This is a genomic window from Pseudomonas sp. MWU347 (assembly GCF_017947305.1).
GTDB lineage: Bacteria > Pseudomonadota > Gammaproteobacteria > Pseudomonadales > Pseudomonadaceae > Aquipseudomonas > Aquipseudomonas putida_A.
In genome coordinates this window covers 439,058-450,905 of the sequence record NZ_JAFGZB010000005.1, presented here as the reverse complement: position 1 = coordinate 450,905, position 11,848 = coordinate 439,058, and the positions used below count along the sequence as shown (strand labels likewise).

11 protein-coding genes are annotated in these 11,848 nt (G+C 59.8%); 3 read left to right on the top strand and 8 right to left on the bottom strand.

The window, feature by feature from the left end:
* The first annotated feature begins 38 nt into the window (after nucleotides 1-38).
* Nucleotides 39-719, top strand: a complete 681-nt coding sequence (locus KCG87_RS13750) for an alpha/beta family hydrolase (protein ID WP_210557494.1) — start codon at nucleotides 39-41, stop codon at nucleotides 717-719.
* An 819-nt stretch (nucleotides 720-1,538) separates the two neighbouring features.
* Here KCG87_RS13750 and KCG87_RS13745 read toward each other — a convergent pair.
* Nucleotides 1,539-2,006: a hypothetical protein gene (locus tag KCG87_RS13745; RefSeq protein ID WP_139055690.1), complete on the bottom strand. Its 468-nt coding sequence runs from the start codon at nucleotides 2,004-2,006 to the stop codon at nucleotides 1,539-1,541.
* A gap of 256 nt (nucleotides 2,007-2,262) precedes the next feature.
* Between KCG87_RS13745 and KCG87_RS13740 the strand changes: the two genes are divergently transcribed.
* Nucleotides 2,263-2,532: a hypothetical protein gene (locus KCG87_RS13740; RefSeq protein WP_210557785.1), complete on the top strand. Its 270-nt coding sequence runs from the start codon at nucleotides 2,263-2,265 to the stop codon at nucleotides 2,530-2,532.
* A 772-nt stretch (nucleotides 2,533-3,304) separates the two neighbouring features.
* Here the strand turns inward: KCG87_RS13740 and KCG87_RS13735 are convergent.
* The 3 genes from KCG87_RS13735 to inhA all read right to left on the bottom strand — a co-directional run bounded on the left by KCG87_RS13735 (nucleotide 3,305) and on the right by inhA (nucleotide 6,687).
* Nucleotides 3,305-4,870 (bottom strand): PAS domain-containing methyl-accepting chemotaxis protein, encoded by a 1,566-nt coding sequence (locus tag KCG87_RS13735; RefSeq protein ID WP_003223402.1) that lies wholly within the window; start codon nucleotides 4,868-4,870, stop codon nucleotides 3,305-3,307.
* A 102-nt stretch (nucleotides 4,871-4,972) separates the two neighbouring features.
* Entirely contained in the window at nucleotides 4,973-5,764 is a 792-nt protein-coding gene (locus KCG87_RS13730) for a CPBP family intramembrane glutamic endopeptidase (protein WP_210557496.1), read from the bottom strand.
* 236 nt (nucleotides 5,765-6,000) lie between these two features.
* Nucleotides 6,001-6,687, bottom strand: coding sequence for an isonitrile hydratase (gene inhA, locus KCG87_RS13725; protein WP_098967992.1), 687 nt, complete (start codon nucleotides 6,685-6,687; stop codon nucleotides 6,001-6,003).
* Between the two features lie 89 nt (nucleotides 6,688-6,776).
* Here inhA and KCG87_RS13720 point away from each other — a divergent pair, with 89 nt between their 5' ends.
* Nucleotides 6,777-7,808 carry a GlxA family transcriptional regulator gene (locus KCG87_RS13720; protein ID WP_134785883.1) on the top strand — a complete coding sequence of 344 codons (1,032 nt, stop codon included), beginning with the start codon at nucleotides 6,777-6,779 and terminating at the stop codon, nucleotides 7,806-7,808.
* Here the strand turns inward: KCG87_RS13720 and KCG87_RS13715 are convergent.
* The 4 genes from KCG87_RS13715 to KCG87_RS13700 all read right to left on the bottom strand — a co-directional run bounded on the left by KCG87_RS13715 (nucleotide 7,771) and on the right by KCG87_RS13700 (nucleotide 11,821).
* Nucleotides 7,771-8,409 carry a BRCT domain-containing protein gene (locus tag KCG87_RS13715; RefSeq protein WP_135295324.1) on the bottom strand — a complete coding sequence of 213 codons (639 nt, stop codon included), beginning with the start codon at nucleotides 8,407-8,409 and terminating at the stop codon, nucleotides 7,771-7,773. The genes KCG87_RS13720 and KCG87_RS13715 overlap by 38 nt on opposite strands.
* A gap of 12 nt (nucleotides 8,410-8,421) precedes the next feature.
* A complete protein-coding gene (locus KCG87_RS13710) occupies nucleotides 8,422-8,811 on the bottom strand; it encodes a hypothetical protein (protein WP_135295325.1) in 390 nt (129 codons plus the stop codon).
* Nucleotides 8,812-9,201: 390 nt separating this feature from the next.
* Nucleotides 9,202-11,028: a glycoside hydrolase family 15 protein gene (locus KCG87_RS13705; protein ID WP_210557498.1), complete on the bottom strand. Its 1,827-nt coding sequence runs from the start codon at nucleotides 11,026-11,028 to the stop codon at nucleotides 9,202-9,204.
* A complete protein-coding gene (locus KCG87_RS13700) occupies nucleotides 11,021-11,821 on the bottom strand; it encodes a glucose 1-dehydrogenase (RefSeq protein WP_098967997.1) in 801 nt (266 codons plus the stop codon). The genes KCG87_RS13705 and KCG87_RS13700 overlap by 8 nt, the downstream gene beginning before the upstream one ends.
* Nucleotides 11,822-11,848: the final 27 nt, after the last annotated feature.

Here is an 11,848-nt window from a genome sequence, read left to right as displayed (position 1 = left end):
TCGCCTGGAGTTATAGGCAGACTAAAAGCGAGGCAAGCATGGACAAACAGCACAAGGCCAGTATTGACGGGGATCAATGGGCGCAGTGCGTGCGGGATCATGGGTGGCTTTGGGATGCCGCGTCGGGCGAGGCTTCGGCGACTCTGATCCTGGCGCATGGGGCGGGGGCGCCGATGGACAGTGAGTGGATGGCGGATATGGCTGGGCGCCTTGCTGGATTGGGCGTGAACGTGTTGCGGTTTGAGTTTCCTTATATGGCGCAGCGGCGGGTGGATGGCAGTAAACGGCCGCCTAATCCGGCGCCGAAATTGCTGGAATGTTGGCGTGAGGTTTATGGCCTGGTGCGACGTCATGTCGCTGGGGTTTTGGCGATTGGCGGGAAGTCGATGGGCGGGCGGATGGCCAGTCTTTTGGCTGACGAATTGGGCGCCGATGCGCTTGTCTGTCTTGGATATCCGTTTTATGCGGTTGGGAAACCTGAGAAACCGCGGGTTGAACATTTGGCTTCTTTGCGGACTCGGACGTTGATTGTTCAGGGGGAGCGGGATGCTCTTGGCAATCGGGACGCTGTCGAGGCTTACGATCTATCGCCGAGTATTGAGGTGTTTTGGTTGGCCTCTGGGGATCATGATTTGAAGCCGCTCAAGGTTTCCGGGTTTACGCATGAGCAGCATTTGGCTGCCGCCGGGCAGAAGGTGGCTGCGTTTCTTCAGTGTTGACCGAGCCGAGCTGAAATTTTGAAACTCATGAAGATCGGCTCCCTTTCCCCCACGCCCCCTTGGGGGAGAGGGCTGGGGTGAGGGGGTAGATCTTGAACGTTGCACACTTTTCGAACTGTGTGCATATCCGTTGCTGCGGTAACGGCTACTTAGGGTTCCGCCCTTACGGCGGGTCACTTTTTACAAACGCCTAAAAAGTAACCAAAAACGCTTGCTCCTACGTCCGGCCCGCTCGCTAAAGCTCGGGGTCCCTTCGCTCCAGGCTCCATCCGGGCGCAGCGCCTACGGTTTGCTTCGCTGCACCTCCTCTCGCTGTGTTTGGCTGCGCCAAACGGTCGCTGCGCTCCCACCCCCGGATGAATCCCTCCGCTCAGCCTTCCGATGTCGCCTGTGGATCAAGATCAAAAGCGGTACTCGAGCTAACGCTCATCGTGTTGAGTGGTGAGGAGCAAGAGCGGTGCGCGTTCTGCTCTTGCTTTTGTGTGGGAACCCGCCTGCTGGCGAAGGCGGCCTGACAGCCGACCATTCTCTTACTGACTGCACGCAATCCCTGTGGGAGCTGGCTTGCCAGCGAAGGCGGCCTGACAGCCGACCATTCTCTTACTGATGTACCCGGCCCTACTGTGGGAGCGAGCCTGCTCGCGAAAGCTGTCTTCCGCGCGCCATCCATTTCAAACAGGCAATAAAACCCCGGAGGCTTTCGCTAACCAGTTTTTCACGATCAAAGGATCGCATCCTGCGGCAGCTCCAAGGAGTCATTCTTTCAAATTACATTGAAGGGGTACTCCTCCGGAGTTGCAGCGAGCACCCCTGCCAGAGTTAGCCAGCATCCGATGGTCTCAGTCTCGTCATGGTGAAAGTCCCCTTGGGATTCAGACGATAGCGATGACTTTTGAACACGGCCTCGAATGATCCCGTAGCGATGTCCGTTTCAGCATCATATTTAACGCTGAGGATCGCCGAGTCGGCGTCCACCGAAGCCATTCCGATAAATCCCGGCGGCGCAGGGATCCAATGGCTGTGAACAAATGTCAGCCCGTCGTCGAAGTTATAGACGCCTGTGAGTGACTCATCGGATTGGTAGGGCAGAGTCATGGAGAACGAAAAATAGCTTTCATCGTCGAAATTTCCTGTTCCACCACTGATGGACCAATACCGCTCGCCCAAGAACTCGTCCTGATAGAAAGATCTGAATTTCGCTGTTTTCCGTTTACCGCCCAATCTCCATTGAAACCTGTCATCACTGACGAGTGGTTTTTTCGGGAGAAACATAACGTGCGTGGTCATTGTTAAACCTGCCTTTTCAATTAAGAGGAGGTGTTACAACCGACTGCAATTACGGTTTCTCTTGATATCCGCTTGAACAGGTGTGCGTCTACTGTCAGATCTGACAGCTAGGCAGCCAGCCTTATATGTGCTGGTCAGCTAATAACGTTGCCGAGACTGCGTGAATATCCGTTGCCGCGGTAACGGCCACTTAAGGTTTCGCCCTTACGACGACTCACTTTTTTGACAAACACCTCAAAAGTAAGCAAAACAACGCTTGCTCCGGCGTTCGGCCCGCTCGCTGGAGCTCGGGGTTCCTTCGCTCCGGGATCGATCCGGGGGGCAGCGCCTACGGTTTGCTTCGCTGCACCTCCTCTCGATCGCCGAGGCTTGCGAATCGTTGTCGTCGGCCAAAGTCAAGGCTGGCAATATCGCCAACTCAATCGGTGGCCCGGAGGGCAATCCGCTGCTGGCGCTGCAACAGCCGATCATGTTGAACGAGCTGTTGGTTAATCGATTGCTGGACAAACTGCGGTTGCCTCAATAATTCCGCTGGCCGTTATGGCCTCTTCGCGAGCAAGCTCGCTCCCACATTGGTTCTGCGTACACAGGACTAAATGTGGGAGCGAGCTTGCTCGCGAATGCGGTCTGCCAGACACCACCAGTTTCAGACTGGCAACAAAAAGCCCGGACGCTTTCGCTGTCCGGGCTTACAGGTCAAAAGATCGCAGCCTTCGGCAGCTCCTACAGGTGATCGGTGTAGGAGCTGCCGAAAGCTGCGATCTTTTGATTTACTTTGTGGTGGATAGCCTGCCAGTGATCACATATTTATCGAACACTTTCTGCCCATCACGCGCGGCGTGCCGAACATCCAGGAATGTCAGTTCATCACGAACTTTCTGTTTGTGGGGTTTTCGCGTGGGGTATGGATTCATGCTGGCCGATCTGCGTGATTGAGTAGCGACGGGCAAACGATAGAACTTGGCTGCACCAAGCACCAGTCGGCGCATTCTGGCGCAGTTGTAGGCAGTGTCTGCGTTGCTTGAGTGAGATCGTCGTTGGTAGAGAAGGCGTCTTCGCGAGCAAGCTCGCTCCCACAGGTGATTGTCGTCGTGCGCAGAACTGTGACTCAACGCAGTGCCAATGTGGGAGCGAGCTTGCTCGCGAATGCGGTCTGCCAAGCACCATCACTTTCAGACTGGCAATAAAAAGCCCGGACGCTTTCGCTGTCCGGGCTTTTAAGATTAAAAGATCGCAGCCTGCGGCAGCTCCTACAGGTGATCGGTGTAGGAGATGCCGCAGGCTGCGATCTTTTGCTTTTAGCGGTTAAACCGCTCTACCAACGAATACTGAGTATTCGCAGTCTTGGTCAGCTCTTCACTCAGCAACGCCGAGTTATGCGCCTGTTCCGAGGTCTGGTCTGCCAACTCCGAAATGTTGCTGATGTTGCGGCTGATTTCTTCAGCCACGGCACTTTGCTCTTCGGTCGCAGCAGCGATCTGCGTGGTCATGTCGGTGATGTTGGCCACTGCTTCGCTGATGCCGACCAGTGCCTGATCCGCTTCCAGTACCCGCGCCACACCTTCTTCGGCCTGGCGATGGCCGGCTTCCATGGTCTGCACGGCGCTGGACGCGGTCTGCTGCAGCTTGGCGATCAGGGCGTGGATCTGGCCGGTGGATTCGCTGGTGCGTTGCGCCAGTTGGCGCACTTCGTCAGCTACCACGGCGAAGCCACGGCCCATCTCGCCGGCACGTGCCGCTTCGATGGCGGCGTTGAGGGCGAGCAGATTGGTCTGGTCGGCGATGCCTTTGATCACGTCGACCACGCCGCCGATTTCGTCGCTGTCCTTGGCCAGTTGGGTGACGGTCAGGCCGGTTTCGCCGACCACCACCGACAGGCGCTGGATGGCTTCGCGGGTTTCCCCGGCGATGTCACGGCCACGACCGGTCAGGCGATTGGCTTCCTGGGTGGCGTCGGCAGTGCGCTGCACGTGGCTCGCCACTTCTTGCGTGGTGGCAGCCATCTGGTTGACGGCGGTGGCGACCTGTTCGGTTTCCACGCGCTGGCGCTCCAGACCGCTGGAGCTGTTGTGCGCCAGGGCGTCGGACTGTTTGGCCTGATCGGTCAGGTGCTCGGCGGTGTCCTGCAGACGGGTCAGGCAGGTTTTCAGGCGCGCTTCCTGGCTGAGGATCGACATTTCCAGACGCGCCTGCGCGCCACGGCTGTCGGTGTACATCTGCGCGATCAACGGGTCGGAAGTGGTCTGCTCGGCCAGGCGCAGCAGGCGCTTGAGCCCGCGTTGCTGCCATTGCAGGCCCATCAGGCCCAGCGGCACCGACAGGCCGGCAGCGAGGGCGAAGCCCCAGTGCGAGTTCAGGGTCGCGCCGATCACGAAGCTCAACTGGCTGACCAGAATGAACGGCAGCCAGTCCTGCAGCACCGGCAGCCATTTGTCGCTGGAAGGGATCGCCGACTTGCCTTGGTTGATGCGTTGGTAGAGCGCTTCGGCACGGCGGATCTGTTCGGCAGTGGGTTTGATCCGCACCGACTCGTAACCGACCACCTGATTGCCGTCGAACACCGGTGTCACGTAGGCGTTCACCCAGTAGTGGTCACCGGATTTGCAGCGATTCTTGACAATGCCCATCCATGGCAAGCCTTGTTTCAGTGTGCCCCACATGTGCGAAAACACCGCAGCCGGGACGTCGGGGTGACGAACCAGGTTGTGCGGCGCACGGATCAGCTCTTCACGCGAAAACCCGCTGATTTCGACGAAAGCGTCGTTGCAGTAGGTGATCACGCCTTTGGCGTCGGTTGTGGAAATCAACCGCTGCTGAGCCGGGAAAGTCCGTTCGCGTTGTGTAATGGGCTGGTTATTACGCATGGTTTTTCAATCCGCAAGGCTTTGAAAGGTTGTCGGCGCTGTCAGGAAATTATTGAAGTTTTTTTTCAGATATAAGTACGGCGTCGCAAAACCGCTCTTGCTTCAACCGGCCAGCATCGGATAGGTGAACAGCGCAAAATGCAGCAGGTTCAGCCCGAAATGCGTGGCGATCGCCGCAGCAAGGCCGCCGAAACGGTAGGCCAGACCATAGCCGCCACCCGCCAGACCCGCCAGCAACACCCACTGCCAGCCGGCACCCACATGCGCCAGGCCAAAGATCAGCGACGCCAGCAGCAGGGCGAGGTTGTCGCCGTGGGGCAGGTGCTTGAACAGGCGGCTCAAACCGCCCTGTATATAGCCGCGAAACAGCGCTTCCTCGACCAGCGTCACCAACAGCAGATTGTTCAGCAGCCACAGCCATGCCTGATCAGGCCACTTCGGCGCCCAGGCAATCATGCCGAACAACAGCGCACCGCCCAGCGCCAGGACGGCGCTCAAGGTCAGGGCGAGGACGCTGGCGTACACCGTCGGACGCAGCGAGCGTGCCGCGACAATCCACGGGCAGGCGAGCAACAGCCAGAAGCCGATCAAGGGTTTGTCCAGATTCAGGTACATCGCAAACGGCACGGCGTCGTCGGTGAAACGCAGCGGGGCGATGGCCCGGCCGTTGGCGAATCCCGGCAACCAGTGCAGCGCCAGCGACAGGGCGAGGAAGATGAACACGGCATGCCCCAACAGGCGCGCCACCGGCACCTGCTGTTGGCGCACGGCGAAACCGGTCAACAGCAATAGTCCCACGGAGATCAGCGCGAGCCAGCCGAGTTGGCCAAAGCTCAACGCCAATCCATAACCGAGGCTGAGAAGTGCCAGATAGAGCCATGGCAACGCCTTCATCGAAAGTCCTTGTGCAGAATTTTGTGGAAGGGCTTTCTACACGGGTGAGGGCGTGGGGACAAGTAAAGCTGTGGCGGGATGCGGGGACAGGCTCCCAACCTGAGGCCATCCACAAAACCCATTGTGGGAGCGGGCTTGCTCGCGAATGCGGTGTGTCAGGCGATAAAAATCTCGACGGATACACCGCATTCGCGAGCAAGCCCGCTCCCACAGTAGATCTGTGTGTGGCTGAGGAATCAGCGCAGATCGAGCTTCGCCGCCGCGCGCTCGGTGATTTCCGTGCGCAGTTTCAACGAAAGCGCCGCGCGGTGCCGAGCCTCAGCGACGACAGCACTCGGCGCCGTCTGCGGGCTGCCCGATTCAAACGGCGGCGCCGGCGCATATTCCAGCTGCAGTTGAATTAACTGCGCCGCCTCGGCCCCCACCAGTTCGGCGGCCAGCACCAGCGCAAAGTCGATGCCTGCGGTAATGCCGCCACCGGTAAACAGATTGCCGTCGCGTACCACCCGGTCCTGCACCGCAATCGCGCCGAGTTTCGGCAGCAGTTCGTGATAGGCCCAGTGGGTGGTCGCGCGTTTGCCTTTCAACAGTCCCGCCGCGCCCAGCACCAGCGAACCGGTGCATACCGACGTCACATATCGGGCCTGTGCCGCCTGACGCTTGATGAACCCCAGCGTCTGCTCATCTTCCATCAGCGGCCCGACCCCGGCACCGCCGGGAATGCAGATCACATCCAGATCCGGGCAGTCGTCGAAGGTGGTGGTCGGTTTCAACAGCAGGCCGGTGCTGGCGGTGATCGGCACCAGATCTTTCCAGATCAGATGCACCTGCACGTTCGGCAGCGAGGCCAGTACGTCATAGGGACCGGTCAGGTCGAGTTGCTGCACCTGCGGAAACAACAGAAAACCGATCTGCAACGTCATGGGGTTTTTCTCCATTTGAGGGGTGGACGGCTTCACTGTAGGCGCGTAGGTTCTGGCGTATACGCCAATAACCCCACGAATTACGCCAAATGCCCAAAGCCATTCACGTACTCGCGTTCGCCAACATGCAGATCCTCGACGTCACCGGCCCGCTGCAAGTGTTCGCCTCGGCCAATGACATCGCCCGTCAGCGCGGCTTGCCGGTACCGTATGCGCCGTCGGTGATTGCTCGCGAGGGCGGGGCGGTGATGTCCTCGGCGGGGCTGGCGGTGCTCGCCGAACCGTTGCCGCAAGACGCCAGCGACACGCTGATTATCGCGGGTGGTTGGGGGATCTATCCGGCATCCGAAGATGAGTCGCTGGTGGATTGGGTACGCGAGCACGCAGCGAAATGTCGACGCGTCGCCTCGGTGTGTACGGGGGCATTTCTACTGGCGGCGAGCGGCTGGCTCGACGGACGTCGCGTGGTCACCCACTGGACCCGTTGCGAACAACTGGCGCAGCAGCATCCGAAGCTGCAGGTCGAAGCCAATCCGATCTTCATCAACGACGGCCCGGTCTGGACTTCGGCAGGCGTTACCGCCGGCATCGATCTGGCAATGGCAATGGTCGAGGAAGATCTGGGCAGTGATATTGCTCTCGACGTCGCCCGGCATCTGGTGGTGTTCCTCAAACGCCCCGGCGGGCAATCGCAATTCAGCGTGACCCTGGCCCTGCAGAATCAGGGCAATCGCTTTGATGAACTGCACGCCTGGATCGCCGAAAACCTCACCTGCGACCTCGGCGTCCCGACCCTGGCCGAACAGGCCGGCATGAGCGAACGCAGTTTCGTCCGCCACTACCGCGCCGACACCGGCCAGACCCCGGCCCGCGCCATCGAACTGATCCGCGTCGAAACCGCCCGCCGTTTGCTCAGTGATACCGGGTTGCCGGTGAAACGGATTGCGGCCAACTGCGGGTTTGGCAGTGAGGAGACGTTGCGCCGCAGTTTCCTGCGGGCGATCGGGGTGACGCCGCAGGCGTACAGGGAGCGGTTTTCGGTCAGTGTTGGCGAAGCAGAGTCAGCGATGCCCTTAGGGGCAATTACCCGAACAGAACCTTCTGCCAATGATCTTCGCTGATGATCGCAATCGGCACGCCGCTGTCTCTCAGCTCAACGGCTTTCTTGATCTTGGTGCCGTAAGAGCTGTGAAGCCACTGATCATTGCCAATGCTGCCCACTACCAAATAGTGAATCTTTTTGCTGACGGAACCACCAATAAGGCCGCCGCGTTCGAGGATCTGCGACTCACATTCTTTACGTGGCCCATAGGCCATGACGCCTGTAAACAGGAAGACCCGATCAATCAGGCATAACTGCGGGGCAGGGTGGTCGAGAGGAAGGCTGGCCGGAGTGGTAAACGTTGGTGTTTGTGTTGGTGCGACTGGCAGCCCGGTGAACTGATGCAGCATTTCCAACAGCTCCGCAGACTCGTCGGCGTCTAGAACTCCATCACTGAGCATGTCGGCAAGACGTCTGTAAAGGATGTTCACAACCGGATCATCCAGGTGCACCAAATGGGTTTCAATCCAGGTTCTGAGAAACTCGGCTTCTTGCTGGTTGATCGTGCCGTCTGCGGCAAGCCCGGCGGCGATGCCGATGAGAGCATCGACCGAGCGCCGCTCGATTCTTGCCTGGTGAAAGAACACGCTGCTCTTAAATTCCTGATGCAAATCGACCATCGTTGCTTCTCCTTAAGCCTCGGCTTCCGCCACCTGATTGAAATACTTCGTCCGATCCGGGGTAAACGTTACCCGCATCTTCGTCCGCGAGCAGGTCAGCGAACGCTCTTCACCCAGATCAATATCCAGATCCTCGCCACGCAACCCCTGCCACTGCGCCAAGTATTTCAGCGAGCCGTATTTCTCGTTTTTCTTCAGGCTGCGGCTCACGCCACCTTTCCAGCCGAGCACCGGCAGTTCGCCGGCGAGGCATTGTTGGGCAAGGTCGGGGAAGCGGGTGGCGCGCTGACGGCCGATTTCCCAGCACTTGATCAGGCCTTTGTCGGCGGCTTCCCAGAGTTGGGTGCGGGTCAGGCCGCTGCGCAGGGGCGTGGCGATGGGGCGGTGGACGTGCTGGGTCATTCTGGTTCCTTGAATTCGGGTTTTATTGGACAGCTCCGCTGTGCCCGTTGCGGTGGATGGTAGGGGGGGATGTAACAGCTGGCAACAGGGTATTTCAGGGTGTAAGTGCAGGTTGCGGGGGAGGGATTTGCCAGGGAGTTGTTTAGAAGAAGTAGGAACAAACTACCCAAACTGTGGTGAGGGGATTCATCCCCGATCGGCTGCGCAGCAGGCGCAAAGCCAAGCAACGCGGTGCTGTTGACGAAATGCACCGGAAAAATCAGGACTGCTGCGCCGCCCGTCGGGGATAAATCCCCTCACCACAGGGGATCTGATTCTGTTTATTTCTGTGTAGGGGTTAGCCCGGCGCAGCGCGCTGATGCGGCATATTTCCTACAGACACTGACGAAATTACGGCTGCCAAACACTCTTCTCCCCACTCAACCGCCGATCAAGAAAACTCGCCGCACTGATCAGCGCCAGATGCGTCAGCGCTTGCGGGGTGTTGCCCAGATGGCGGCCCTTGCTGTCGAACTCTTCGGCATACAGGCCCAGCGGGTTCGCGTAGCGCAGCAGTTGTTCGAACTCCAGATGGGCTTTTTCCACCTGACCGGCGCGAGCCAGGCATTCGACGTACCAGAACGAGCACGCGGCAAACGCGCCTTCGGTGCCGGTCAAACCGTCGATGTTGGCGTCATCGTTGCGATAGCGATAAACCATGCCGTCGCGTACCAGAGTCTTTTCGATCGCTTCAAGGGTCGACAGCCAGCGTGGATCCTTGGCGCTGACGAAGCGCACCAGCGGCATCAGCAGCATCGAACCGTCGAGCGCGGTGCCGCCCTTGTACTGGACGAAATGCCCGCGCTCCTCATCCCAGAAGTTATCCCAGATGTCGGCGTAGATCGCCTGCCGGGTCTGATCCCACTGGACGAACGGCGCCGGCAGCGAGCGTTTCGAGGCCAGGCGAATCGCCCGGTCCAAGGCCACCCAGCACATCAGTCGCGAGTGCAGGAAGTGATGCTGCTCACCGCGCATTTCCCAAATGCCGACATCGGTTGTCTGCCAGGTCTCACACACCTGATCGACCACTTCGCGCACGTGTTTCCAGCCCTGGTGGGAAATCGCGTCGCCGTACTTGTTGACCAGGTACACCGCGTCCATCAGTTCGCCAAAGATATCGAGCTGAATCTGATCGTACGCGCCATTGCCGATGCGCACCGGTTGCGCGCCGCCATGGCCGGAGAGGTGGGAGAGTTCGGTTTCCGGCAGCTCCTGGCGACCGTCGATCGCATAGAGGATGTTGAGTTTGGTCGAATTTCCCTGGCAATCGCTGACCCGACCACGCAGCCAGCCCATGTAGGCATTGGCCTCATCGACAAAACCCAGGCGCATGAACGCGTAGACCGTGAACGAGGCGTCGCGGATCCAGGTGTAGCGATAATCCCAGTTGCGCTCGCCGCCGGGAGTTTCCGGCAGGCCGAAGGTGGCGGCGGCGAGGATTGCGCCGTGCTTGCGCGAGGTCAGCAGCTTCAACGCGAGGGCCGAACGATTGACCATCTCCCGCCAACGCCCGCGGTAGTTGGACTGGCCGATCCAGTCGCGCCAGAACTTCAACGTGCGCTCCAGGCACATTTTCGCGCCGTCATCCTTGAAGCGCGGATCGTCTGCGCCACCGAGGACGAATTCGGCGTGCTGATCCTGTTTCAAACTGAACGCGGCAACGGCCGATTCGCCATCGATGTGCAACGCTTGATCCGCCACCAGCCGCAGCGATGGCTGACCCTCCGCACTGAAAATTACCGATTGTTGATCCATCTGCGCCCGGGTGTTGGCACGCGCGTAGTCATGCCGCACCGCGCAGCGCATGTGAAACGTCGCTTCACCGCTGACTACCCGCACCCGGCGCATCAGCAACGGCAGGTCATCGACACTGTCGCCGATCGGCAGCAGATCGGTGATTTCCACTACGGCCTGTTCGCTGAGCCAGCGCGTCTGCAAAACGTTGGTGTCGGGCAGGTAGATCTGCTCGCGCCGGGCATCGGGCAAGTCCGGGGCGAGCTGGAAAATCCCTGCCTCGGGCGTGTCGAGCAGCGAACAGAAGATCGACGGGCTGTCGAATTCCGGCCAGCAGAAAAAATCCACGCTGCCCTTGTCGTTGACCAGTGCCGCACTGCGCAGATCACCGATGATGCCGTGGGCGTCGATCGGGCTTTGTCGTTCAGGATGATGCTCAGCCATTGCCACGAAACTCCGGATAAAGACTCATGCCGCCGTCGATGAACAGGGTGGTGCCGACGATGTAGTCAGCGGCGTCGGAAGCGAGAAACACCACCGCGTTGGCGATGTCCTCGACATCGCCGATGCGACCGTAAGGGATCAGCTCCAGCAGCTTCTCACCGGCAGCGCCTTCGGTGGCGTCCTGATTGATGGCGGTGCGAATCGCCCCCGGCGCAATGCCGTTGATACGGATGCGCTGCTGGCTGACTTCCTGGGCGAGGGTCTGCATCAACTGATCGACGCCGCCCTTGGACGCCGCATAGTTGACGTGCCCGGCCCACGGAATGCGCTGATGCACCGAGCTCATGTGAATGATCTTGCCGGCCGCGCGGGACACGCCTTCACGCACGCCCTGGCGATTGAAAATCCGCAGCGCGGCGCGAGCGCAGAGGAACTGGCCGGTGAGGTTGACGCCGATCACCGTGTTCCAGTCTTCGAGGGTCATGTCCACCGCCGGCGCATCCTTTTGCATGCCGGAATTGGCCACCAGAATGTCCAGCGCGCCAAAGGCCTCGAGGGTCTCGGCGAACAACCGTTCGACCTCGTCTTCCTTGGACACATCGGCGCCGATGGCCAGTGCCTGACCGCCGTCGGCGATGATTTGCTGCGCCAGTGCCTCGGCAGGTTCGGCCTGACGGTTGTAATTGATCACGACGGCTGCGCCGGCAGCGGCCAGCGCTTTTGCGGCAGCGTGGCCGATGCCGGAGCTGGCGCCGGTGACCAGTGCTACTTGGCGGGCGAGGGAAATCTGCATGCTCGAAATGCCTGGGTTAAGGGCTCA

What these genes read in the sequence shown, in the direction of transcription:
- inhA (WP_098967992.1), bottom strand. Translation starts at nt 6,687, where the DNA reads ATGACGTTGCAGATCGGTTTTCTGTTGTTTCCGCAGGTGCAGCAACTC.
- KCG87_RS13700 (WP_098967997.1), bottom strand. Translation starts at nt 11,821, where the DNA reads ATGCAGATTTCCCTCGCCCGCCAAGTAGCACTGGTCACCGGCGCCAGC.
- KCG87_RS13705 (WP_210557498.1), bottom strand. Translation starts at nt 11,028, where the DNA reads ATGGCTGAGCATCATCCTGAACGACAAAGCCCGATCGACGCCCACGGC.
- KCG87_RS13715 (WP_135295324.1), bottom strand. Translation starts at nt 8,409, where the DNA reads ATGGTCGATTTGCATCAGGAATTTAAGAGCAGCGTGTTCTTTCACCAG.
- KCG87_RS13745 (WP_139055690.1), bottom strand. Translation starts at nt 2,006, where the DNA reads ATGACCACGCACGTTATGTTTCTCCCGAAAAAACCACTCGTCAGTGAT.
- KCG87_RS13710 (WP_135295325.1), bottom strand. Translation starts at nt 8,811, where the DNA reads ATGACCCAGCACGTCCACCGCCCCATCGCCACGCCCCTGCGCAGCGGC.
- KCG87_RS13730 (WP_210557496.1), bottom strand. Translation starts at nt 5,764, where the DNA reads ATGAAGGCGTTGCCATGGCTCTATCTGGCACTTCTCAGCCTCGGTTAT.
- KCG87_RS13750 (WP_210557494.1), top strand. Translation starts at nt 39, where the DNA reads ATGGACAAACAGCACAAGGCCAGTATTGACGGGGATCAATGGGCGCAG.
- KCG87_RS13720 (WP_134785883.1), top strand. Translation starts at nt 6,777, where the DNA reads ATGCCCAAAGCCATTCACGTACTCGCGTTCGCCAACATGCAGATCCTC.
- KCG87_RS13735 (WP_003223402.1), bottom strand. Translation starts at nt 4,870, where the DNA reads ATGCGTAATAACCAGCCCATTACACAACGCGAACGGACTTTCCCGGCT.